At 66.5% G+C, this 22,546-nt stretch carries 25 protein-coding genes; 11 read left to right on the forward strand and 14 right to left on the reverse strand.

Annotated features, from left to right (window positions below; genetic code table 11):
- Positions 1 to 209: 209 nt before the first annotated feature.
- The 9 genes from ftsH (at position 210) to aroQ (ending at position 9,325) form a co-directional block, all read left to right on the forward strand.
- Positions 210 to 2,114 (forward strand): ATP-dependent zinc metalloprotease FtsH, encoded by a 1,905-nt coding sequence (gene ftsH, locus VF168_03155; protein HEX7003165.1) that lies wholly within the window; start codon positions 210 to 212, stop codon positions 2,112 to 2,114.
- A 139-nt stretch (positions 2,115 to 2,253) separates the two neighbouring features.
- Complete coding sequence (pilM, locus tag VF168_03160) at positions 2,254 to 3,441, forward strand: type IV pilus assembly protein PilM (protein HEX7003166.1); 1,188 nt, start codon at positions 2,254 to 2,256, stop codon at positions 3,439 to 3,441.
- A complete protein-coding gene (locus VF168_03165) occupies positions 3,434 to 4,048 on the forward strand; it encodes a hypothetical protein (GenBank protein HEX7003167.1) in 615 nt (204 codons plus the stop codon). The genes pilM and VF168_03165 overlap by 8 nt, the downstream gene beginning before the upstream one ends.
- Complete coding sequence (pilO, locus tag VF168_03170; GenBank protein ID HEX7003168.1) at positions 4,045 to 4,638, forward strand: type 4a pilus biogenesis protein PilO; 594 nt, start codon at positions 4,045 to 4,047, stop codon at positions 4,636 to 4,638. Before VF168_03165 ends, pilO begins: the two co-directional genes overlap by 4 nt.
- Entirely contained in the window at positions 4,635 to 5,660 is a 1,026-nt protein-coding gene (locus VF168_03175; protein ID HEX7003169.1) for a hypothetical protein, read from the forward strand. Before pilO ends, VF168_03175 begins: the two co-directional genes overlap by 4 nt.
- A 2-nt stretch (positions 5,661 to 5,662) precedes the next feature.
- Positions 5,663 to 7,138 (forward strand): secretin N-terminal domain-containing protein, encoded by a 1,476-nt coding sequence (locus VF168_03180; protein ID HEX7003170.1) that lies wholly within the window; start codon positions 5,663 to 5,665, stop codon positions 7,136 to 7,138.
- Positions 7,139 to 7,242: 104 nt separating this feature from the next.
- Complete coding sequence (locus VF168_03185) at positions 7,243 to 7,809, forward strand: shikimate kinase (protein HEX7003171.1); 567 nt, start codon at positions 7,243 to 7,245, stop codon at positions 7,807 to 7,809.
- A complete protein-coding gene (aroB, locus tag VF168_03190) occupies positions 7,806 to 8,891 on the forward strand; it encodes a 3-dehydroquinate synthase (GenBank protein HEX7003172.1) in 1,086 nt (361 codons plus the stop codon). The genes VF168_03185 and aroB overlap by 4 nt, the downstream gene beginning before the upstream one ends.
- Positions 8,888 to 9,325: a type II 3-dehydroquinate dehydratase gene (gene aroQ / locus VF168_03195; GenBank protein ID HEX7003173.1), complete on the forward strand. Its 438-nt coding sequence runs from the start codon at positions 8,888 to 8,890 to the stop codon at positions 9,323 to 9,325. Before aroB ends, aroQ begins: the two co-directional genes overlap by 4 nt.
- A 124-nt stretch (positions 9,326 to 9,449) precedes the next feature.
- Here aroQ and scpB read toward each other — a convergent pair whose 3' ends face one another.
- The 8 genes from scpB to lepA all read right to left on the reverse strand — a co-directional run bounded on the left by scpB (position 9,450) and on the right by lepA (position 15,435).
- Positions 9,450 to 9,974 (reverse strand): SMC-Scp complex subunit ScpB, encoded by a 525-nt coding sequence (gene scpB, locus VF168_03200; GenBank protein ID HEX7003174.1) that lies wholly within the window; start codon positions 9,972 to 9,974, stop codon positions 9,450 to 9,452.
- Positions 9,975 to 9,992: 18 nt separating this feature from the next.
- A complete protein-coding gene (locus VF168_03205) occupies positions 9,993 to 10,385 on the reverse strand; it encodes a hypothetical protein (protein ID HEX7003175.1) in 393 nt (130 codons plus the stop codon).
- Positions 10,382 to 10,999, reverse strand: coding sequence for a hypothetical protein (locus tag VF168_03210; GenBank protein ID HEX7003176.1), 618 nt, complete (start codon positions 10,997 to 10,999; stop codon positions 10,382 to 10,384). Before VF168_03210 ends, VF168_03205 begins: the two co-directional genes overlap by 4 nt.
- Complete coding sequence (locus VF168_03215) at positions 10,996 to 11,379, reverse strand: hypothetical protein (GenBank protein ID HEX7003177.1); 384 nt, start codon at positions 11,377 to 11,379, stop codon at positions 10,996 to 10,998. Before VF168_03215 ends, VF168_03210 begins: the two co-directional genes overlap by 4 nt.
- Positions 11,376 to 11,864: a GspH/FimT family pseudopilin gene (locus VF168_03220; protein ID HEX7003178.1), complete on the reverse strand. Its 489-nt coding sequence runs from the start codon at positions 11,862 to 11,864 to the stop codon at positions 11,376 to 11,378. The genes VF168_03215 and VF168_03220 overlap by 4 nt, the downstream gene beginning before the upstream one ends.
- Positions 11,865 to 11,972: 108 nt before the next feature.
- A complete protein-coding gene (locus VF168_03225) occupies positions 11,973 to 12,563 on the reverse strand; it encodes a response regulator transcription factor (protein HEX7003179.1) in 591 nt (196 codons plus the stop codon).
- Complete coding sequence (locus VF168_03230; protein HEX7003180.1) at positions 12,560 to 13,624, reverse strand: HAMP domain-containing sensor histidine kinase; 1,065 nt, start codon at positions 13,622 to 13,624, stop codon at positions 12,560 to 12,562. Before VF168_03230 ends, VF168_03225 begins: the two co-directional genes overlap by 4 nt.
- A 23-nt stretch (positions 13,625 to 13,647) precedes the next feature.
- A complete protein-coding gene (gene lepA / locus VF168_03235; protein HEX7003181.1) occupies positions 13,648 to 15,435 on the reverse strand; it encodes a translation elongation factor 4 in 1,788 nt (595 codons plus the stop codon).
- A gap of 113 nt (positions 15,436 to 15,548) precedes the next feature.
- Between lepA and VF168_03240 the strand changes: the two genes are divergently transcribed.
- Positions 15,549 to 16,376: an alpha/beta fold hydrolase gene (locus VF168_03240; protein ID HEX7003182.1), complete on the forward strand. Its 828-nt coding sequence runs from the start codon at positions 15,549 to 15,551 to the stop codon at positions 16,374 to 16,376.
- On the opposite strand, the gene tilS is transcribed toward VF168_03240, so the two are convergent.
- A complete protein-coding gene (gene tilS / locus VF168_03245; GenBank protein ID HEX7003183.1) occupies positions 16,342 to 17,988 on the reverse strand; it encodes a tRNA lysidine(34) synthetase TilS in 1,647 nt (548 codons plus the stop codon). The two genes, VF168_03240 and tilS, sit on opposite strands and share 35 nt — an antisense overlap.
- Positions 17,989 to 18,211: 223 nt before the next feature.
- Here tilS and VF168_03250 point away from each other — a divergent pair, with 223 nt between their 5' ends.
- Positions 18,212 to 19,375: a phosphopentomutase gene (locus VF168_03250; protein HEX7003184.1), complete on the forward strand. Its 1,164-nt coding sequence runs from the start codon at positions 18,212 to 18,214 to the stop codon at positions 19,373 to 19,375.
- Positions 19,376 to 19,641: 266 nt separating this feature from the next.
- On the opposite strand, the gene rplQ is transcribed toward VF168_03250, so the two are convergent.
- The 5 genes from rplQ to rpsM form a co-directional block, all read right to left on the reverse strand.
- A complete protein-coding gene (gene rplQ / locus VF168_03255; GenBank protein HEX7003185.1) occupies positions 19,642 to 20,007 on the reverse strand; it encodes a 50S ribosomal protein L17 in 366 nt (121 codons plus the stop codon).
- 3 nt (positions 20,008 to 20,010) lie between these two features.
- Positions 20,011 to 20,955: a DNA-directed RNA polymerase subunit alpha gene (locus tag VF168_03260; GenBank protein ID HEX7003186.1), complete on the reverse strand. Its 945-nt coding sequence runs from the start codon at positions 20,953 to 20,955 to the stop codon at positions 20,011 to 20,013.
- Between the two features lie 85 nt (positions 20,956 to 21,040).
- On the reverse strand, positions 21,041 to 21,658 hold the full coding sequence (gene rpsD / locus VF168_03265) for a 30S ribosomal protein S4 (GenBank protein HEX7003187.1): 618 nt from the start codon (positions 21,656 to 21,658) through the stop codon (positions 21,041 to 21,043).
- A 100-nt stretch (positions 21,659 to 21,758) separates the two neighbouring features.
- Positions 21,759 to 22,148, reverse strand: a complete 390-nt coding sequence (rpsK, locus tag VF168_03270; GenBank protein HEX7003188.1) for a 30S ribosomal protein S11 — start codon at positions 22,146 to 22,148, stop codon at positions 21,759 to 21,761.
- Positions 22,149 to 22,164: 16 nt separating this feature from the next.
- Positions 22,165 to 22,545, reverse strand: coding sequence for a 30S ribosomal protein S13 (gene rpsM / locus VF168_03275; protein ID HEX7003189.1), 381 nt, complete (start codon positions 22,543 to 22,545; stop codon positions 22,165 to 22,167).
- Position 22,546: the final 1 nt, after the last annotated feature.

Genomic DNA, 22,546 nt, shown 5'->3' on the forward strand with positions numbered 1-22,546 from the left:
ACGAGGCAGCTGCGATCGCGGAACTCGACAACTACCTGTCCTTGACGAGGACTCGACCGATCGCCAGGTCATCAGCCGGTTGTAGAGTCGGCCGGCCACCGCTGGGAGCCAGCAGCCAACCCTCTCCTGCTCCTTTTCTGAACGAACGCTGAATCCAGAAAGCGCCTAAGGCATCAAACTCTTCTCACTGACGCCGCTTAGAGTGGCTTATGGGGAAAGTGCCAGTGCGCGGGCTGGTCGTGGCAGCAGTGATCATCGCTCTCGTCGCTTTCATCGCTAGCCAGAGCGGGCAGCGCGCGAGTGGCGAGGTGCAACCCTACTCATATCTCGAACGACAGATCGAAGCCGGCAACGTCGAGAGCATCACGGTCGAGCAGAACGAGTTGAGAGTCACGCCGGTCGAAGGCGAGCCTTTCACCACGTTCCTGGCCTCTCCGCCTGCCGACCTCTCGCGCTTCTCGGAACGAGGTATCGAGGTGGAAGCAGTGCCCGAGGGTCAGAACTGGAGCAGCATCCTCATCTACCTGCTCCCCGTACTCCTCATGGTCGGTTTCCTCTTCTATCTGATGCGTGGCGCACGGGGCGGCGGCGACGGGGCCGTGTCGTTCGGCAAGAGCAAGGCCCGTTTGGTGACCGAGGAGAACAGCACGACTCTGTTCAAGGACGTGGCCGGCGTCGACGAGGCCAAGTCTGACCTCACCGAGGTAGTCGAGTTCCTGAAGAATCCGGGCAAGTTCCACGCGCTCGGCGCCCGGATCCCCCACGGCGTGCTGATGGTGGGGCCGCCGGGATCGGGCAAGACGCACCTCGCCAAGGCCGTGGCAGGAGAAGCCAAGGTGCCCTTCTACAGCATCTCCGGCTCGGATTTCGTGGAGATGTTCGTAGGAGTGGGCGCGGCCCGCGTTCGCGACCTGTTCGAGACCGCCAAGAAGAACGCCCCCTGCATCGTCTTCATCGATGAGATCGACGCCGTGGGTCGTCGCCGCGGCCTCTCGCTCAACGGTGGCAACGACGAACGGGAGCAGACGCTCAACGCCCTGCTCGTCGAAATGGACGGTTTCGAGTCGCAGCACGACATCATCCTCATCGCTGCCACCAACCGTCCCGACGTCCTCGACCCCGCCCTACTGCGCCCCGGGCGCTTCGACCGCCAGGTGGTGGTGGACGCCCCCGACGTTCGTGGCCGCGAGGCGATCCTCAAGATCCACGGCCGGGGGAAACCGCTCTCGCGGGCCGTCGACCTGCACCGGGTGGCGAGGCGGACGCCTGGGTTCGTGGGCGCCGACCTCGAGAACCTGCTGAACGAGGCCGCGCTGGTTGCGGCCCGGAACAACCGTCGTGAGATCATCCCGGACGACATCGACGAAGCGGCCGATCGGGTGGTGATGGGACCGGAACGGCGCTCGCGGGTCATCAGCGAACGCGAGAAGCGGATCACCGCCTATCACGAAGCCGGTCATGCCCTCACCGCCCACCTGCTCGAGCACACCGACCCGGTTCACAAGATCACCATCGTGCCCAGGGGCCGAGCCATGGGGTACGTCATGCAGTTCCCCGAAGAGGACCGGCTCTCGATCACCCGCCTGGCTCTCCTGGATCGCATCGCCGTCGCTCTCGCCGGTCGTGCTACCGAGGAACTGATCTTCGGCGACGTGACCACGGGCGCACAGAACGATTTCCAGCAGGCGACCGATATCGCCAGGCGGATGGTGACCCGCTGGGGCATGAGCGACGTCCTCGGGAAGATCTCCCTCTCGAGCTCGTCTGAGTCGTACCTGGGCGAGTACGAGGGTGCTCGCGCCTACAGCGAGGAGACGGCGCGGACGGTCGACGTCGAGGTCAAGACGATAATCGACGAGCAGTACAACCGTGTCGCCAAGCTACTGAGCGAACATCGCAGCGACCTGGACCGGATAGTCGAGGTCCTCCTCGAACGTGAAACGCTCCACGCCGACGAGTTCGACCTCGTGATCCGCGGCGAGCAGTTGCCGGACCCGCCCGAATCGGGGCCGCCACCACCGACCCCTGAACCTCGGGCGCGCGGAGCGGTGGCAGGCGAGGACAAATCACAGAATCCGCGACTACCGCCGGGCATGCTGCCGCGACCGGGCTGAGCCGCCCGAGAACGGCGTCGCGAGAAAGCTCTCACTTACCCCACGGTTGGCCGAAAGCGCGTGCCAGCCGTGGGAAACTTTACCTCCGGGCAACTGGGTGCGCTGCTAGACTCACCTCGGCTGTCAAGGAGGAAACGTTATGGCGTCATTGCGCGAGTCATTTTCGCGCCTGCTCAATCCCCGAATAGAAGCGGCCGGACTGGAGGTAGGCACGAGCGCGCTGAAAGTCGTCGAGTTGCGTCCGGGCGGAGTCCCGGGGCTTTCGGCGGTTGGCATGCGCCAGATGCCTCCCGGCCTCATCCAGGACGACCAGGTGGTGGATCCCGAAGGGTTGGCCGAAGAGATCCGCGCCCTCTTCGAGGAGACAGGCATTAGCCGCGATTACGTGGTTACTGCCGTGAGCAACAGGCAAGCGATAACCAGGAACATCCAGGTTCCCCGGATGAGTCTTCAGGAACTGGACGAGGCGATCAAGTGGGAGGCGGAGCGCTACATCCCCTTCCCCATCGATGAGGTCGTTCTCGACTACTACGTCCTCGACAATCCGGACGACATCGAAGAGGGCGGGCAACTGGAAGTGGTGATCGCCGCTGCCCGTATCGACCTCGTGAGCCAACAGGTCGACTACCTCAAGCTCGCCGGACTCGAACCGCTCGTCATCGACATCAAGCCGTTCACGCTGCTGCGCTCACTGCGCGGCTCGCTGTTGGGCGAGCACTTCAGCAAGACGACGATGACCGGCACCCACTACACCGAGGGGGACGAGATCGGGACCGTTCTCGAGATCGCCGCCTCGAACACGACGATCACACTGGTCCGTGGCCACCGGGTCCTGATGAACCGCAACATCGGCGTTTCCGGGGACGACTTCACCGCCGCCGTTCAGCGTGCTTTCGGCCTCGACTTCGACGCGGCCGAAGAGGTGAAGCTCGACTACGGGACAGCCTCGATCAGGACCGATGACGACGAGGAGCTCCTCAACTTCGACGCCAAGCGCGAGGAGTACAGCCCTTCCCGCGTATACGAGTCGCTCAGACCGGTGCTGGTCGATCTCACTACCGAGATCCGCCGGTCGCTCGAGTTCTTCAGGGTTCAGGCGGGAGACGCCGACATCAACCGGATGGTCCTCGCCGGGGGCGGCGCCAAGTTGCGCGGCCTGCCCGAGGCGATCGGCGACGCGCTCGGATTCCGTGTCGACCTCGCCAACCCCTGGCTCACCGTTGCAGTGGACGAGAACCGCTTCGACCCCGACTATCTACGCAAGATCGGTCCGGAGTTCGCGGTGCCACTCGGTCTGGCACTCCGGGGGGTGAAGGGCATTGATTAACGTCAACCTGCTGCCGAAGAACCTGCGCCGGGTTCAGGAGCCGGGCTACTGGAAGTTGCTCGCCGTGCTCTTCCCGCTGCTCGCCTTCGGCATTGTCTTCACGCTCCAGTTCAGCGCCAATCAGACGGTGCGGAACCTTGAGAACGAAGTACAGCAGCTGGAGGACCGGCTCGCCCTGCTGCAACCGGCGCTCCGCGAGCAGCAGGCGCTGCAGCAGCGCCAGGCCCAGTTGCGCGAGCTGATCCAGGTCTACGAAGAGGTCCAGCAGAACCGCATCGAGTGGACGGGCGCGATCACTGGCATGCTCGAGAACCTCCCGGCCCTCAGCGCCTCCGGTGAGCGGCAGATAGACTTCAGCGCGCTCAACCTCACCTCCATAGTCCCGCCCCGCACCGACCCCAACCGGTACGAGGGGCAGACCGTCATCGCCGAGATGACGATCTCCGGCGACGTCGTCAACACCGACGTCCTGGCCGACTTCATCCGTAACATAGAGGACTCACCCGACTACGGGGTGGCCTTCCAGCGAGCCAACCGGCAGGGCGAGGAGAGCACCATCTACACCTACAACCTGACGGTGGGCATGTTCCCGGAGGAGACGGAATGAAGATCGGCAGCTTCGACCTCCGCAACCTCCGGCAACGCGACATCGCGATCGTCTGCATCGCTCTGACGGTGCTGGCCGCTGTCCTCTGGTACTTCTACATGTACCGGCCCACCCTGCTCGAAGCACAGGACCTGGAGACGGAGATCACCACCCTGACGGCCCAGGTGGCCCGCGGAGAAGCCGCGAGACGCAACCTGCCGACCCTGCGCCTCGAGGTCGCCCGCCTCGAGCGCGAGCGGGAGATCTTCCTCTCCCAGCTACCGCTCGAGAGCGAGGTCGCTTCGCTACTCGATCAGCTGAGGGTGAGCGCGACCGACGCCGACGTCGAGGTGCTGAGCATCGCCCAGGGCAACGCCAGCGAACCGATACAGGATGTTCGACCCCTCGGCTTCCAGTTGAACACCAACGGAACCTTCAGCGAAACCATGGCTTTCCTGATGGAGCTCGAGGAGTTGCAACGCTTCACCAAGATCCGCCAGGTCGGTCTCAACGTGACCGATGGCGGCGGTGTCGACCCAGAGCTGTCGGCCAACTACGCCTTCACCGTATACGTGTTCACCGGTAACGACCCGGGAGACCCAGTGCAATGACCCTCTCCCGGACATCTCGCATCCTGCTCGGCTTCCTCCTGCTCATCCTCGCTGCATTCCTCTGGGTGAACTTCCTCTACCGTGATTCCGGTTTCGGTCTTCCGTTCCTGAGCGCCGCACCCGCGCCCTCGCCAGATGGCGCCGTGAGCTCTCCGCAGGCACCTGCGGTCGCGCCCGTCCCCGATGCGGAGGCGGCCGACGAGGTCGAGATCCTCGACCTTCCCTTCCTCCTCGACGAGCCGCCGCCGGCCCAGCCGGCCGAACCCGAGCCGGCTCCCGAGGGCGAGAGCGCCGTTCCGCAAGAAGAGGCGCGGCGAGCGACCGTCAACCCCTTCTCCCCGATCATCCCTCGGGGTGGCGCCCAGGCCGGCCGGCCGGTCCAGCCGCCCGCCAGGCAGCAGCCTCAGGTGATAACCGAGGTGCCCATACCGGCGGGACCGGCAGGACAACCTCGGCCAGCCGGAGCAGCTCAGGCTCAGGCTCCCCTTGCTCCCGCACCCGCACCGGTCACCCCCGATGCGAGTGCCAGCAGCACCCTTCCTCGTGCTCTTCCCGGCGGTACTCTGGGCGGCACCCCGGATCTCCTCCGCTCGGCCATCGGGGCCACCGAACCGCCCACCGAGCGCCTCGGTGAACTCGCGGCGATTCGCGAGCCGGAGGAAACGCCGGCAGATCTCGAACAGGCCGGTGAGCGGTCCGCGGAGCTGTCACGTCCGCAGCCGATCGGTCCGGGCGAAGACGGCCAGCGCCAAGCGCCGATGCCGGATCAGCCCCCGCTGGCAGCAGGCACCTCCGACCTGAGCCGCTACCTGCGGAACAACAACGTCCGCTTCACGGGTTCGGTCATCGGTCCGGTCAGCGTGGGCGTCTTCCGCTCCGCCGAAACACCCGCCCCGATCGTCATTTCCTTGGGTCAAACCCTCCCCGACACCTCGATCGTCCTGACCGACCTACGTGGACAGCAGGCCGAATTGACGCTCGGAGACAACACGCAGATCCTCACACTGGAGCTCAGGCGGTGATCATGAACAAGTATCGCGTCCTCATAGTCCTTCTCGCCACCGCCGTCATCGGCGTGGGCCTGGCACAACCGGCGCCACTGCCGGAAGACGAGCAGTTCGACCAGCTGGTGGAGGTCAGGACCGAATTCGACGGTGTACCGCTCAGCTCGATGGTAGCGACGCTCGCCCGCTCAGTCGGCCTCACCCCGATCGTCGAACAGGTACCTGACAATCCGGTCATCTACGACATCGGCGACCCCAAGCCGTTTCGGCAGGTGTGGAACATCGTCCTCACGCTCAACGGGCTCGACTACCGCCTGCTCGAGAACGACGTGATAGTCGTGGGTCCCACCGCCGCTATCGCCGGTCTGGGTCAGGGGCAGGTAGCCGAGGCTGCCGCAGATGGCGAGCCGCGTGAGCAGCGCTTCTACCGCGTCAACAACAACCCCAACGATCTCGCAACTATCATCAGCCGGGCCGTTCCCGGCGTCGCGATCGAAGCGCTCGAGAGCGTGAGCACCCTCTCCGTCACCGCAACGGCCGAGCAGCACGAGCAGGTGCAGCGCACCCTCGACCAGTTCGACACGACCGCCGAAGTGGTGCCGATCGAACTGCGCACCTACCGCCTCAATCACGCCGACGCTGAGGATCTGGCCGCTGTTCTCGAAGCCACCAGCGGTTCCATCATCAGTGAGGTGAGCGGAGCCGAGGGCGGCGAGCCTGCTGCCGAGGGCCGCAACTTCCGGGTGACGGCGGAGCCGCGCACCAACAGCCTCATCGTCGCGGCCACCGGGCCGGTTCAGGCCCGGGTCGCCGAGCTCATCCCTCAGCTCGACGTGCCGCAGCAGCAGGTCAACGTCCAGGTCCGCATCCAGGAGATCAACCGCAGTTCGGCGATGAACCTCGGCATCAACCTCAACGCCGGCGTCGGGATGTTCACCGCCAACATCCTCGAAACGGGTCTCCGCTTCGTCTTCGACTCGGCCACCGCCCTCACCAGCCTCAACCTGAACGCGGTGCTCGACGCCCTCGAGACGCAGGGCCTGTCGAAACGCGTCGACGACACGACCATCACCGTCCTCGACAACGTCACCGGCACGGTCCAGTCGGGCGGCACGATCTACATCACCATCCCCGGTGCCAACGAGAACATCCAGCGCACCATCCCCTACGGCGTCCAGGTCGACGTGACCCCCCGCATCGCGGCCGACGGCAGCGTCACCCTCGACGTCGTGGCTCGGGTCGAGGATGTACTCTCGACCACCAACGACCCCTCATTCCTCGAACTCTCCACCAGGGCTGTTACCTCGACCGTGACCCTCGAGCCCGGTCAGACGGTGCTCCTCTCGGGCCTGATGCAGAACCAGTTCGTTGAGACGAAGAACCGCGTCCCGATACTGGGAGCGATCCCCGTGATCGGCGGTCTCTTCGGCACGACCGTCACCGAACAGAACGACACCGAGCTGCTGGTGATCGTCAGCGCCAACGTGCTCGAATAGTCCCTCCCCTTCCGCCTGGAGCAGGGCCCGGACCTTCGTCCGGGCCCTTCGTCATCCGCCCAGCGAGGATCTGGAACGCCAGGCGCTCGTGCTAGGCTTGTCTGATGACGGAGGCTGTAGCGGAGCCGCGGCGATACGTGCCCGAGGACCGCTTGGTCACCTGGGTGGCGCTGGCGGGCTTCATGGGTACCGGCAAGAGCCGCATAGGCTGGGAACTCTCCCGCCGGCTCAGCCTCACCTTCATAGACACCGACCGGGTCATCGAACGCGTCTCGTGCATGAGGATCACCGACATCTTCGAGGTGTACGGCGAGCAGGTGTTCCGTGACTACGAGACCGAAGTGGTGAGGCGCTGCCTGCGGTTGGAGAACGTGGTCGTCTCGACGGGCGGAGGCACGGTGGTCCGGAAGGTGAACCGGGATCTGCTCAAGAGCCGGGGGCCGGTCGTCGTGCTTGAGGCGGGGCCCGACACGATCTTCCGGCGCACCCGCCGAACGAGGCGGCCTCTCCTGGAGATAGGCGATCCGGTCGAGCGTATCAGGCTGCTGATGGAGGAGCGTCGACCCTATTACGACGACGTGGCCTCGGTTCGGGTGTCGACCGACGGCCGAGACTCGAGCGACGTGGTCGAGGAGATCGTAGAGAAGCTGGGAGAGTGGGTATCCGAATGAGCGACACGGTGGCCGGCGAGAAGAGGGTCGCCGTCGAGACGGGTCGCCCCTACGAGGTGATCGTGGGCGCCGGTCTCCTGGACAGGGTCGGCCAGTTCGTAACGGAACCGGCCGTTGCCCTGGTGAGCGACAGCGATGTGGCGCCCCTTCATGCCGTCGGTGTGCGAGAGGCGCTCGAGGCCGGGGGTGCCGGAGTTCTGGCCGTCACCCTGCCTGCCGGCGAGGCCAGCAAATCGCTGAGCGAATTCGAAACGCTCGTTCGGGAGATGGCGAGCGCCGGCTTGAAGCGAGACTGCGCGATCGTGGCGGTCGGCGGTGGCGTCGTCAGCGACCTCGCAGGCTTCGCGGCCGCGAGCTACCTGCGCGGTGTCGCCTTCTACGCCTGCCCCACCAGTCTGCTGGCCATGGTCGATGCCAGTGTGGGTGGCAAGACGGGCGTCAACCTGCCCGAAGGGAAGAATCTGGTCGGCGCCTTCTGGCAACCGCGGGCCGTGCTTGCCGATGTGAACGCGCTCGCCACGCTGCCCGAGCCCGTCTTCCGCGAAGGAGCCGTCGAACTGTTCAAGCACGGACTCCTCGCCGACGAATGGCTGCTGGGTGCGATCGACGAAACCGGGTTCGGACCGGCCGGCGACGCCGAGGTCCTGGCGGAATACATCTACCGATCGGTCCTGGTGAAGGCCAGGATCGTGAGCGGGGACGAGCGGGAGAGCGGAAAGCGAGCGCACCTGAACCTGGGGCATAACCTGGCTCATGCGCTGGAGGCCGCGAGCTCACACCGCTTGCGTCACGGAGAAGCGGTGGCCTACGGCCTGCTCTTCTCCGCGCTCCTGGCCCAGGCGCGAGGCTGGTACGACTTCGTCTCTCCAGCCCGGAACCTCCTCGAGTGGCTGCAGCCAGCGCCGCTGCCGAACCGGGAACTCACGGACCTGCAGCCTTACCTGGAGCGAGACAAGAAGAACCTTGGCGAGCGGCAGCGATTCGTGCTCATGCGCGCGAAGGAGACCCCGGTGGTAGTGGACGACGTCCAGCCCGGCGAGTTGGAGAGCGCCTGGCGGCGGCTTCTGGAGGTAGTGTCATGATCCTCGTTCTCAACGGCCCCAACCTGAACCTCCTCGGCAAGCGCGAACCCCGCCTCTACGGCCGCACCTCCCTGGCAGATCTTAACGAGCTCTGCTCACGCTGGGCCCGGGAGCTCAAGACCGAAGCCCGCTGCCGGCAGAGCAATCACGAGGGGGAGATCATCGAATGGCTGCACGGGGCGGCCGCCGAGGGAGCGGGCGGAGTCGTCCTCAACCCCGGCGGTTACTCCCACACCTCGGTAGCGATCAGAGACGCGATCTCGGCCGTGGAACTTCCGGTCATCGAAGTGCACCTGTCGAACATCTTCGCTAGGGAGGCTTTCCGGCACGTCAGCCTCATCTCCGCTGTGTGCCGGGGCTCCATCGCCGGTCTAGGACCGCTCTCGTACAAAGCCGCCCTGACCGCGATGGTGGCGCTCCTCGCCGAGGAGTAGGGGGCAAGCGACATTACGAGTCGAGGCGAAGCCGCGCACGTGAAACGGTCGAACACCCGGCCGCTTCGCACCGGGGCCAACGTTCAGTGGTCGTCAGCCGCGGAGGAACTCTGCCGGCTGGTCGTCAGCCGCGGAGGAACTCTGCCGGGTGGTCGTCGAGTGGAGGAAGGTCCTCCAGCGAACGGAGTCCGAACTCGATCAGGAAGCGCTCGGTGGTGGCGTAGAGCAGAGGCTTGCCCACCACGTCCTTGCGGCCGACGCTCTTGATGAGCTCACGCTCCTGCAGCGTCTCGATGGTGGAACTGCAGGAAGCCCCGCGGGCGACCTCGAGCTCGCCCCTGGTTACCGGCTGGCGGTAGGCGATTATGGCGAGCGTCTCGAGGGCTGCCGTGGAGAGGCGAGGGAGCGGTGGCGGGGAGAGCAGTTCGGCGAGTGAGGGCACCAACCCGGGCGCCACCACCAGTCGGTAACCGCCAGCGACCTCCTCGACTACCAGGCCCAGGTCGGCCTTCTCCAGTGAGCTGCGCAGCGAGTGGATCGCTTCACGCACCCCTTCCGCACCGACTCCCAGGACCTTGCCTATCTCACGTTCGCCCAGGGGCCGGCCGGCGGCCAGGAGGGCGGCGCAGAGGAGGGCGTCGGTAAGCACGAGCCTCAGTTTACCCGTTCAGCGCCGCTCCACGATGTGGACTCTCCAGCCTCCACCGGTCTTCCTGAGCTCGAGCCGGGCGGCGGTGACATACCTCGCTCTCCCCTCCCGACCTTCGACGCGAACTACTGCCGTCGTACCGTCGAGCCGGAGGTATTCGACCAACCCGGGAGCCGCCGGGGCCGACTCGGGCAACTTTCCCTCGGCCGAGAGAGACTCGAGCCGCAGGAGCGCCAGGTTCAGGAGGCTGGTCGCCTCTGCTCTCGCGAGCGCCGCTTCCTGACGGTTCACGACGAGCCTCAGGTCGAAGCTCAGCAGCAGCGTCGTCGCCAACGCCAGGGTGAACAGTGAGGCGAGCGTCAGGAGCGCTGCGACCAGGGCGACACCCGAAACTACCCGACCAACTCTCATGTTTCCACCATCAGCGTCTCCCGTGGCAGGGGGATGGTCAGCTCGCGACTCTCACCCCAGGTGAACTCGAGCCTCACCTGGAGCGCGACGACCTCTGCCGGCAGCGCAGCATCGGCCCCCCAGACGCTCCCATCTGCCAGCACCACGCCTGTCAGATGGAGCCCTCGAACCTGCTGGACCGCCGGCTGGCGCGTCGCTCCCTCCTCCCGCAGGTAGAGGTTCCAGCGCCCCTCGCCGTCCCGCCGAACGTCGATTCGGAGCGCTCTGAGGGTCGGCTCCTCGTACCACCTCTCCTCCACGTAACGAACCGTCAGAGCATCGGAAGCGCCGCCGGCACCCCGCGTGATGGCGAGCGCCGGGCCGCCCAGATCCCGCAGCTCGTTGAGACCGCGGTGGCCTGCCATGCCGAGGTGGTACCCCAAGAGTTCGCTCGCGAGCTCGGCGATCTGACCGCGATGACCCGCCTCCTCGTTGACCTCGTTCGCCTGCCGGCCGTACAGCTGCGCCTGCGCCGCGGCCAGCAGGAGCATCCCCAACAGCGTGCAGGCGAGGAGCATCTCCAGCAGGCTCGAACCTGCCTCGCCGCTCCCGCGCGCCCTGGCGCCCGGTCTCACCGCCCGAACCTCACGTGAACCGCCGACAGCGCGAACGACCTGCCCTCGTCCTCGGCCTCGACGCTCACCAGGGTGGCGCGGGCGGAACGGCTCGCGTAGCAGACAGGATCCGACGACAGCCGGCACGACTCGGTCTCGATCGAGCAGCTCGTGAGTTGAGCGGCCGCACTCCCGGCGCACTCTCCGCCCGAAGGCTCCGGGAGGCTCAGCGCCCGGTACAGCTCTGCCTCCGTGACCGCCACGAGCCGCCTCACCACAGCCACTCCCCGTTGAGCCCGGAGCGCCTGCGCCTGCAGCATGGTCACAGACAACACTCCGACCGCCAGGAGGCCGCCCGCTATCACTACCTCGAGGAGGGTGAATCCGCCCCCCCTCTTCATCGACTCACCTCGGAACGGATCCGGCCAGCGCGGGACACTATCACTCGCGCCTCAACGCGCCCCTCGTGCAGCTCCATCGTCGTGTTGAAGGCTCCCGAGCCGCTGCAGGTGCGGCCGCTGCCGCTGGGGAGCCAGACGAGGCCCTCGGCCGGTACGCGCGCGACAGCGACGCCGGGGAACCGGGAGAGTTCGAGGCGCGCGACTTCCTCGCCGGACTCGCAGACGTCGACGTTCCCCGACCGGCCGGCCAGGGTAACGAAGGAGGCGTCCGCGGGCCTGTAGAGAACCGCAACGGGCAGGCTGCGTGCGATCGCTTCGTGGCGAGCCTGAGCCGTCTGCGAGCGCAGGGCGAGGATAGCTTCATCTACATGCCGGCGGCCCTGCGAGCCTACGTACCAGGTCGTGAGCAGTCCGGCGATGGCCAGCACCACCAGCAGTTCGACGAGTGTGTAACCGGCAACCGGCACGGGCGAGCGGTAGGGCATGGAGGCAGCCTAGATGGCGACGGGATCAGTCCGGCGAAGAGCTTCGGCAGAAGCCGTGGGGTTCCGGGCAGAACCGGGCCAAGCCAGAAGGGAACGAAACCGTCGGGATCAGGCGAGTCCCAGCTCGCGGGCGCGTTGCGCCGCGGCTAGCCGATCTCTCACCTCAAGCTTGCGATAGACGCCGTTCAGGTAGTCCTTCACAGTCTCCGGGCTCAGGTCGAGCTCGCGCGCCATCTGCTTGTTGCTGAGCCCCTGCACCAGGAGAGCGAGCACGTCACGCTCTCGCGGAGTGAGCTCGGGAAGTTTCACCGCCGGCAACCAGCCTCGCTCGGGCTCCTCCACGATAGCTCTGAGCAGCCTGGCGAGTTCGGCGGGACTCGTCTCCTTGGAGAGGTACATCGTGGCTCCCGCGTCCCGAGCGGCCTGGATTATGCCAGGCTCCTCGAAGGTGGTGAGCATCACCACCAGCGGAGGGTCCTCCATCCGGCGGATCTCCCGGCAAGCTTCGATTCCGTTCATCCCCGGCATGCGGATGTCCATCAGGACCACGTCGAACCGCTCCCGCCGGCAGGCCGCCACCGCCTCGCGCCCATCCTCGGCCTCCGCTGCCACCTCGAACCCCTGGGCGCCCAAGGCGTAGCCCAGGCCCACGCGGAAGAGCGGGTGGTCGTCGGCCACGAGGACTCGCAGCTCGCTCACCTCCTGTCCGAACCCAGGTAAGCGAGCAGGGCAGTGCCGCGGGGTCCCGTCGACTCGGTGACCAGTCTGCCGCCGTGGGATTCCAGTATGCGGCGCGCGATGAACAGGCCCAGGCCGGCGCTTCCGGCGCTGTAGCGGGTGCCGGAGATCTCGACCGGCTGCTCGTTGAACGGTTGAGCGAGACGCTCCAGGGGAGCGGGTAGCCCGGGGCCGTCGTCGGCGATGCGCACCAAGCCGGCGAAGACTTCGACGGTGATGCTCGAGCGAGCGTAGCGGACGGCGTTGGAGATGAGGTTGTAGAGTGCCCGCTCGAGTTCCGCGGGGTCTGCGTAGGCGTTGGCGCCGCCCTCCACGTGCAGTTCCACTCCACGCTCGGCGGCGAGCGGCGCGAGTCGGGCGATGACGCGCTTCGCGACCGTCTCCACCTTCAGCTGCTCCCGTGAGAGCGGTACCTCCTCACGATCGAACTTGTGCGCATCGACCAGTTTCTGCATGAGCGTCACGAGGGCGTGGTTCTCGCGCAGGAGCCGGTCGGCGAGATCGACTCGCTCGTCGCGTCCCAGGTCGTCCCGATCACGGATCACTTCGAGCAGGTGGGAGGTGGCGATCAGCGGGGTCTTGAGGTCGTGCATGAGGGTCGCGATGAAGGCCGACCGGTGGCTGTGCTCCAGCTCGATCCTGCCCAGGAGCCGGTTGAAGGCGTCCCTCACGGCCCGCACCTCTGCGGGTTCGGCCTCCCCTGGCGCGAGCCTGGCGGTGGCCAGGCGGTCTGCGGTCGAGGGAAGCGAGGCGACGTCGCGGGAGAGTCGAGTGAGCGGCGCGAGCAGCTCGCGCGAGGCGAAGTAGCCGACGAGGGCAGAGAGTCCGACGACCGCTACCGCCCAAACGAGGGCGGCGAGCCACAGCTCGTTGGCGACTCCTCCGCCCAAACTAGGTAGTAGCGTCCCCACCGCCAGTAGAGCGTTGGGCAGCGCGGCGAGCGCTGCTATGGCCAGGGCGATACGGGCCCGGAGGCTGAGACTGAAGCGCACCGGCTTCGTCCTCTCCAGCGCCCTGTTCACCCCGAGCTCCTCACCTCAGCGCCTCACTTCTCACCGGACAGCACCGCGAGGAACGCCTCCTGAGGCACCTCCACCGTCCCGAGCTGCTTCATCCGGGCCTTGCCCTTCTTCTGCTTCTCGAGAAGCTTCTTCTTGCGCGTGATGTCGCCGCCGTAGCATTTGGCGGTGACGTCCTTGCGGAAAGCCCGCACCGTCGATCGGGCCAGGATCTTGCCGCCGATGGCGGCCTGGATGGGCACCGCGAACATCTGCCGGGGGATCACCTCGGCCATCTTGTCGACTATCTTGCGGCCCATCTCGTACGCCTTGTCGCGGTGAGCGATGATCGATAGGGCGTCCACCCGCTCCTCGTTGACGAGGATGTCGATCTTCACCAAGTCGCCCTCGCGGTAGCCGATCGTCTCGTAATCCATCGAGGCGTAGCCGCGGGTGAGGCTCTTGAGCCGGTCGTGGAAGTCGTAGAGGATCTCGCCGAACGGCACCTCGTAGCGCAGCTCGACGCGCCGGCCGTGGTAGAGCATGTCCTTCATCTCGCCGCGCTTCTCCTGCAGCAGTCCCATCGCGCTGCCCACGTACTCCTCCGGCAGGTAGACGGAGAGTCGCACGTACGGCTCACGGATGAGGTCGACCTTGTCGGGACTCGGCAGCTCCGAGGGGTTCTGGATGAGCCTCGTTGCGCCGTCGGTGGTAGTGACCTCGTAGACGACGGCGGGGGCGGTGGCGATGAGGCCCAGATCGAACTCCCTCTCGAGTCGGGCCTGGACGATGTCGGCATGGAGCAGGCCGAGGAAGCCGCATCGGAAACCGAAACCCAGGGCCTCGGAGGTCTCCGGCTCGAAGGTGAAGGCCGCATCGTTGAGCGACAGCTTCTCGAGCGCCTCGCGCAGCTTGGGGTAATCCTCGCCGTCGGTGGGATAGAGGCCCGAGAAGACCACCGGCTGGGCCGGTTTGAAGCCCGGGATGGGCCGGTCGGTCGGTCTCTCTGCCCCGGTGATGGTGTCGCCGATCTGGGTATCGCCGATGTCGCGGATCGCCGCGGTGAGCCAGCCCACCTCGCCGGCGCGCAACACTTCGCTTACGGCGGGATCCGGGTTGAAGAACCCGACCTTGTCGACCTCGAACTCCTTGCCGGTGGAGGCGATACGGATCCGGTCGCCGGCGCGGATCGAGCCGTCGAACACCCGGATGAAGGGGATGACGCCCTGGTACGAGTCGTAGATGGCGTCGAAGATCAGGCAGCGCAGAGGCGCCTCATCGTGCCCTTCCGGCGGTGGCAGGTGCCGAACTATCGCCTCCAGCACCGCGGCCACGTTCTCGCCGGTCTTGGCCGAGACGGCCACGGCATCCTCGCCCGAGATGCCGATGACCTCCTCCAGCTCCGCCAGCGCCGCCTGGGGGTCGGCGTTCGGCAGGTCGATCTTGTTGACAACGGGCAGGATATCGAGGCCGTTGTCCGCCGCCAGATAGGCGTTCTGGATCGTCTGCGCCTCCACACCCTGGCTGGCGTCGATGACCAGCAGAACTCCCTCGCACGCCCTGAGGGCCCTCGAGACCTCGTAGTTGAAGTCGACGTGGCCGGGGGTATCGATGAGGTTGAACATGTACTTCTCGCCATCCTCTGCGAGGTAGTAGAGGCGCATGGGCGAGGCCTTGATGGTGATGCCGCGCTCACGTTCGAGTTCGAGGGTGTCGAGCATCTGCGCCCGCCGGTTCCGCTCCGAAACGCTCTGCGTGAGCTCTAGGATGCGGTCGGCGAGTGTCGACTTGCCGTGGTCGACGTGCGCGATGATCGAGAAGTTCCTGATCTTCACCGGCTCATTCTACCTGTGCCGCCCGAACTTCCCGAGTCGCGAACGGGGCCCGTGGCGCGTGCGGTGCGAGCCTGCTTGCTGTCCCCCAATCGGTACCGGTGCAAGCTCGAAACATGGTGAGGCCTTATCGATCGCCCAACCATCGCTCGTTCCGGTTGGGACGCTCCCGGCGCCGCGCGCTGCTCATACACGGATTCCCGGGCACCCCGTGGGAACTGCGGGCGGTCGGCGCCCACCTGGTCAGGCTCGGCTTCGAGGTTCACTGCCCACTCCTTCCCGGCTTCGGCCCCCACATAGAGAGCCTGGGCGAGCGCAGCTGGCACGATTGGGAAGAGGCGGTCGAAGAGGCATGCCGGCTAACGAGGCAGGAGGCGGAGGAACTCCTGGTGGTCGGCTACTCGATGGGTGGTGCCCTGGCTATGAGGCTTGCTCTGAGGGAGGAGGTGGACCGGCTGGTGCTGATCAATCCGTTCAGCGGGCTCGGCTTCCCGCTCGGCATCCTGCTGCCCCTGGTGGCGCCCTTCCTGAGGAGTTACCGGCCGTTCGGGAGCGCCGACTTCTCCGATCCCTGGACCCGAGAGGTGGTGGGGCGAGTGCTGCCCGATCTCGACGTCGACGACCTCACCTGGCAGCAGCGCCTGCGCAACGAGGTGAAGCTGCCGGTCCGGGCGATCGAGCAGGTGAGGCGCTTGGGCGTGGCCGCCTGGCGCGCGGCACCGCAGATCGACGTACCCGCCCTCGTCGTCCAGGGGGAAGCGGACGCGGTGGTTCCTGCGTCCCGAACCCGCCGGCTCGCCGACCGGCTGGGCGGACCGGTCGTGCTGCGCGAGGCTCCCGCCGCAGGCCACGTCCTCATCTGGCCCGAGAAGCCGGGTCACTCCCGGCTCATCCGTGAGATCGAACGCTTCACAGCGAACGGCGCTCTGCGAAGAACCGGCTGAGGAGCGCCGCGGCCTCTTCCTCGAGCACTCCGCCAGTGACCTCCAGACGTCGCTTCCAGGGAGCCGTCCTGAGGTCGGCGACCGTGCCGAGAGCACCGTCGCGGTTGTTCGGCGCAGCGAAAACCAGCCGTCCGAGGTGGGAGATGAGAGCGGCGCCGGCGCACATGGGGCACGGTTCGAGCGTGACGTACAGGGTGCAGTCGCTTAGCCGCCAGTCACCCAGCCTCTCGGCGGCACGGCGCATCGCCACCACCTCGGCGTGGGCCGACGGATCCCCGCTGCTTTCCGTCTCGTTGTGCCCTTCGGCCAATATCTCACCGCCCCTGGTAAGCACCGCACCGACGGGCAGCTCCCCTTGGCTCTGGGCCCGCCGGGCGATCTCCAGTGCCCGCCCCATGAAGCGGTCATCCTCGGAAGGTAGCGCTCGACCGTCGGCGTAACCGGCCGCGGCCCCTATCCCTTCGGCCCATAGCACCTGGTCACCGGCCGCGAGAACGAGCAGGCCATCTCGCTCCTCGCGCGGGATCTTGCGGTCGATCATCAGCCTGGCGAGGCTCTTGCTGCCTCCCGGCAGACGCATCCGGTCGCCGGGCTGGCGCGACCTCAGAACCAGGTCGGGGTGTTCGAGGGCGCGTGGCGATACCCCATCGGGCAGGCCGGCGCTGCTGCTCACCCTCCTCGGCTCGCGCGCCTCCGCCTGGCTGGCCAGCTCGAGCCGGCCGTAGGCCAGGCGCAATCTGACGTTCGGCCCCAGTGAGACGCGGAACGGCTCCTTCCGCCCCAGGTTACTCACGACGGTCTCGATCAGCTCGAAGTCGGGCGCGACGCCGGCCCTGACCATGAGGCTGCGGACCGCCTCATGCTGAACGGCAGGGTGCGCCTCGATCAACTCCGCCACCTCGAAGCCGCCCGAGCGTTCAAGCGCGAGGGTGGCCTGCCGGAGGTGATCCGACGCGCGTCGCTGGACGCGGGCGTGGCGGCCCAGACGGCGAGTCGTGGACGGGAACCGGTCCTCGAGCAAGGGTATGACCTCATGGCGCAACCAGGCCCGGAAGAACCGCCTCTCCGCATTGCTGAGGTCCTCGCGCCAGTCCTGGCCCACATCACGCAGATAAGCGACCAGTTCGCGGTGAGTGACGTCCAGCAGCGGGCGCACGACCTGCCTGCTCACCGGGGCCATCCCCCTCAGATAGGCGGCGCCGCGAAGAAGCTGCATCAGCACGGTTTCCGCCTGATCGTCGAGGGTGTGTCCGGTGAGGATCGCGTCGGCCCCGGCAATCTTGGCGGCGCGGGCGAGGAAGGCGTAGCGCACCCTCCTGCCGGCGTCCTCCACATTCCAGTTGCGCCGGCTCGCTACCGCACCGACGTCCACCCGCTCACAGAAGAACCGCAGGTCCCACTCCCGGGCGAGCCCCTCGACGAACCGCGCATCCTCCGCCGATCCGGGTCGCAGCGCGTGGTCGAGATGAGCGACCGACACGTCGACGCCGAGCTCGACCAGCCCGCGCAGAAGGGCTACCGAGTCGGCCCCTCCTGATACCGCGACCAGGAACCGATCGGCTTCCGGAGCCAGCTCCGAGATACTCGTGCGCAGGTGCTCGGCTACGTCCACAACGACATTATGACGGGCCAGGGGTGGTGATCTGTGCCGTGGTTGGTGCGCCGGCTCGTCAGGTAGGGCCGCTTGCCCGTTGGAACCGCTCCTAGAGTGGGGCCGATAGGTGGGCGGGGCGCTTCGCGGCGGCCCCGCCTGTCGACGGGCGCCGGCGCAGACCGGCGCGACGGGCGTTGGCCCGGGTAGGCGGAACGACCGGGCTTGCTGGCTATACTCGCGCATGACCGTTACCGTCATCGTCCTCGACTCTGTAGGCGTGGGCTCGCTACCCGACGCGGAGCTGTTCGGCGACGCGGGCGCTCACACTCTCGATCACACCCTCGCTCGGGCACCTGTCTCTCTACCGAACCTGCAGCGTCTGGGGCTGGGGAATATCGAGGGCGTGTCATCACTCTCCGCCTCCATCGAACCGGCGGCCGCTTTCGGCCGGATGTTGGAACTCTCCTCCGGGAAGGACACCACTACTGGGCACTGGGAGTTCATGGGGGTCGAACTCGAGCAACCGTTCCGAACCTACGAGCGCTTCCCCGATGAGGTGATGGAGGCATTCGACCGGCTCACCGGCCGTGGCCACCTTGGCAACCGGCCCGCTTCGGGGACCGATATAATCGCCGAGCTGGGGGAGCAGCACCTCGTGAGCGGCGAACCGATCGTCTACACCAGCACCGACAGCGTGTTCCAGGTGGCGGCCCACGTCGACGTGGTGCCCCTGAGTAACCTCTACGAGTGGTGCCAGGGAGCACGGGAACTGCTGACCGGCGAGCACTCGGTCGCCCGGGTCATAGCCCGCCCCTTCACCGGCCGGCCTGGAGCCTTCGAGCGGTTGGGAGCCAAGCGGCGCGATTACTCGCTCTCTCCGCCACGACGAACCGTGCTCGAGGCGCTGAAGGAAGCCGACCGCGAGGTAGTGGCGATCGGCAAGATCGCCGACATCTACAACCGGGTGGGCATCAGCGAGGAGGTGAAGACGAGCGACAACGCCGACGGTGTGGAGAAGACGATCGAGGCGATGAGTGCCCGGCCGGAAGGGTTCGTCTTCTGCAACCTGGTCGAGTTCGACTCTCTCTACGGTCACCGTCGTGACCCGCACGGCTACTCGCGGGCGCTTGCCGAGTTCGACGAGCGGCTTCCCCGACTCACTGCAGCACTGAGCCCCAACGACGTACTGATACTCGTGAGCGACCACGGCAACGATCCGACCTGGAACGGCACCGACCATACCCGTGAGTACGGCCTGCTGCTGGCCTGCGGACCCGGTGTCCAGGCTGTTTCGCTCGGCACCCGTGGCAGCTTCGCCGACCTGGGAGCGACCGTCGCGGACCTGCTGGGTGTCGACTGGGACGGGTTGGGCGAGAGCTTCGCCGCCTCACTCAGACCCATGTAGTAGCCGGCTCGAGTCCCTGGCGTCGGCCTACTCGGCGGAAGAGTCGGGGCGGCCGTCGAGGAAGCAACCCGTCTCGAGCAGCCGGCTGTCGTGGCGGTCCGTGCCGGCACACCTCGATCGGGTGTCGGCCGGGTAGATGCGTTCGAGCCGGCGACGTCATGGGATGCGGCGCCAGGCTGGTATGAGGCGACCGCTGCGCTCCTCGACCGATGGCGAAGCCCCGGCTCTTGCGAGCCGGGGCGAGCTGGGTCCGATGCTGGTGGAGCTCAGGCGTCCTGGTAGGTCACCAGTTCGATGAGGGCCTCGCGGGTGGCGTCGCCACGCCGGGTGCCCAGCTGATAGATGCGGGTGTAGCCGCCCGGCCGCTCGGCGAAGGCCGGTGCGATCTCGTCCATCAGCCTGCTCACGACCTCGCGGTCGTGTATCTCGCGGGCCACCAGGCGCCGGGCGTGGAGGTCGCCTCCACGGGCGGTGGTGATCAGCTTCTCTACGTAGGGTTGAAGGTTCTTCGCTTTCGCGAGAGTGGTCTTTATGCGGCCGTGGCGCAACAGCGAAGTAGCCTGGTTACGGGCCAATGCCGTCCTATGGCTGCTGTGCCGGTTGAGCTTGCGGCCCCGTGACATGTGCCTCATCGATTACTCCTTGAGTGCCAAGCCGCGGGCGGCCAGCCTTTCCTTGATCTCTTCCAGTGACTTCTCCCCCACCCCGCCGACCTTCTTGAGGTCGCGTTCGGAGAGCGCCAGCAGAGCGTTCACCGAGTCGATCCCCTCCTCCTGGAGCGAGTGGAGGACGCGCGAGGAGAGCTCGAGGCTCTCGAGGCCCATCTGCTGAACCTGGTCGGCGCCAGCTCCGGTGTCCTCGGGCTCCCGGCTGGGGATGGTCATGACCGGCACCTTCTCCTCGGCGTCGGCGAGCGACTCCCCGGAGAAGACGGCCAGCTGCCCGCGGAGGATCTCCACGGCGTGGTCGAGGGCCGCCCGCGGCTCGACGGAGCCGTCGGTCCACACCCGCAGCACCAGCCGGTCGAGGTCGGTCTTCTGACCCACGCGAGTGTCTTCGACCCGGTAGGCGACCCTGCGGATAGGAGTGAACACGGCGTCGACCGGTATCGAGTTGATCCGGTCCTTGGTGCCGTGTATCTCGGCGGGCACGTAGCCCACTCCGGGTTCCACCCGGACTTCCATCACCAGGCGACCGCCCTTGGTGAGGGTCGCGATAGGCAGTTCGGGGTTGATCACCTCGACGTTGGCCGGCACGTCGAAGTCGGCGGCCGTGACCGGCCCCTCCTTCTCGGCACGCAACGTGAGGGTGATCGGGTCGTCGTCGTGGAGTTTGACCACCAGCTCCTTGAGGTTGAGGATGATCTGCATGACATCCTCCTTCACCCCTTCGATGGTGGAGAACTCGTGGAGGACGTCCTCGATGTAAACGCTGGTTACGGCTGTGCCGGGTACCGAGGAGAGCAGGATCCGCCTCAGCGGGTTGCCCAGCGTCACCCCGTATCCGCGGGCCAGCGGCTCCACCACGAACTCACCGTACTTGTCGGTGGTCTTGGCCTTGAATTCCGGAATTATCTGCATCGTCTGTTCCACCCGCCTGTTCCCTGTTCGTTCCGTTCTCTGATGTGACTCGGTCCGTTACTCACCGCGCCGAAGCGCAGGTGGATTACCTCGAGTAGTACTCGATGACCTGGAGTTCGTTGACCGGAACGACGATGTCTTCCCGCGCGGGTCGGTTCTTGAACCGTCCCTTGAGGTTCTCGGCGTCGAACTCGAGCCACGGCAGGGTCTTGCCCCGCTTCCGCTCCTCGACGTTCGCCTTGATGTGCTCGTTCTGTCGCGCCTTGGGAGCTACCGAGATCTCGTCGCCGGGGTTGACCCGGTAGGACGGGATGTCGACACGCTTGCCGTTGACATGGATGTGCCCGTGGGCGACGAACTGGCGCGCCTGCCGGCGGGTGTGGGCGATGCCCAGACGGAAGACGACGTTGTCGAGCCGCGACTCGAGCAGCTGCAGGAACACGGCGCCCGTCGAACCCTCTGCCTTGGTGGCTTCGTCGAACAGGTTGGCGAACTGCTTCTCGCTCATGTTGTAGAAGAAGCGCAGCTTCTGCTTCTCCCGCAACCGCACGCCGTAGTCGCTGATCCGGCGACGGCGACGCTGGCCGTGCTGGCCTGGCGGGTAGGGGTGTCTCTCCATGTATCGCTGCGCCTTGGGGGTCTCGACGAGGTTCACCCCTTCGCGCCTGCAGATCTTGACTATCGGTCCTCTGTATCGGCCCATTATCTCTCCTGAATACTCACTCTGCTCGAGTCGAGGTCGCAACCCGGGCGCCAGAGCACCCGGTCGTGCGGATGGCCGAAGGCCCATCCGCGGCCCTCATCTACATGCGCTTCCGCTTGCGGGGACGGCAGCCGTTGTGCGGCGTAGGGGTGTCGTCGACGATCGAGCGGACATTGACGCCGGTAGCCTGGATCGACCGGATCGCCTGCTCGCGGCCCGAACCGGTGCCGCGGATGACGATGTCGAGCTGGCTGAGGCCCATGTTCTGGGCCTTGCGGGTCGCGTCGGCGGCGGCCAGCTGGGCGGCGTAGGGCGTGCCCTTCTTGGAGCCCTTGTAGCCGATGGAACCGGAGCTCGACCAGGCCACCGTATTCCCGTCCGGATCGGTGATAGTGACGATGGTGTTGTTGTACGAAGCGTGGATGAACGCCTTGCCTTCGGCGAGGCTGCGCTTCGTGCGTTTCTTGGTCTTGGGACTCGGTTTGGCCACGTTCTTACCTCAGTTCCTACTTCTTCGGCGCCTTCTTCTTGCCGGCTACGGTACGACGCGGCCCCTTGCGGGTCCGGGCGTTGGTCTTGGTCGACTGACCGCGAACGGGCAGACCGCGGCGGTGGCGGAGTCCCCGGTAGCAGCCGATGTCCATCAGCCGCTTGATGTTGAGCTGGATCTCGCGCCGGAGGTCGCCCTCGACTTTGAACTCGCTCTCGACGATTCCGCGCAGCCGCGCGATCTCATTCTCGGCCAGGTCCTTCACGCGGGTATCGGGATCGACTTCGGCCTTCTCGAGGATCACTCGTGAGCGCGACAGCCCGATGCCGTAGATGTACGGCAGCGCATGCTCTACCCGTTTCTCCCTGGGAAGGTCTACCCCTGCGATTCGCGCCATA

The sequence above is a fragment of the Trueperaceae bacterium genome (assembly GCA_036381595.1).
Classification (GTDB): Bacteria; Deinococcota; Deinococci; order Deinococcales; family Trueperaceae; genus DASVCN01.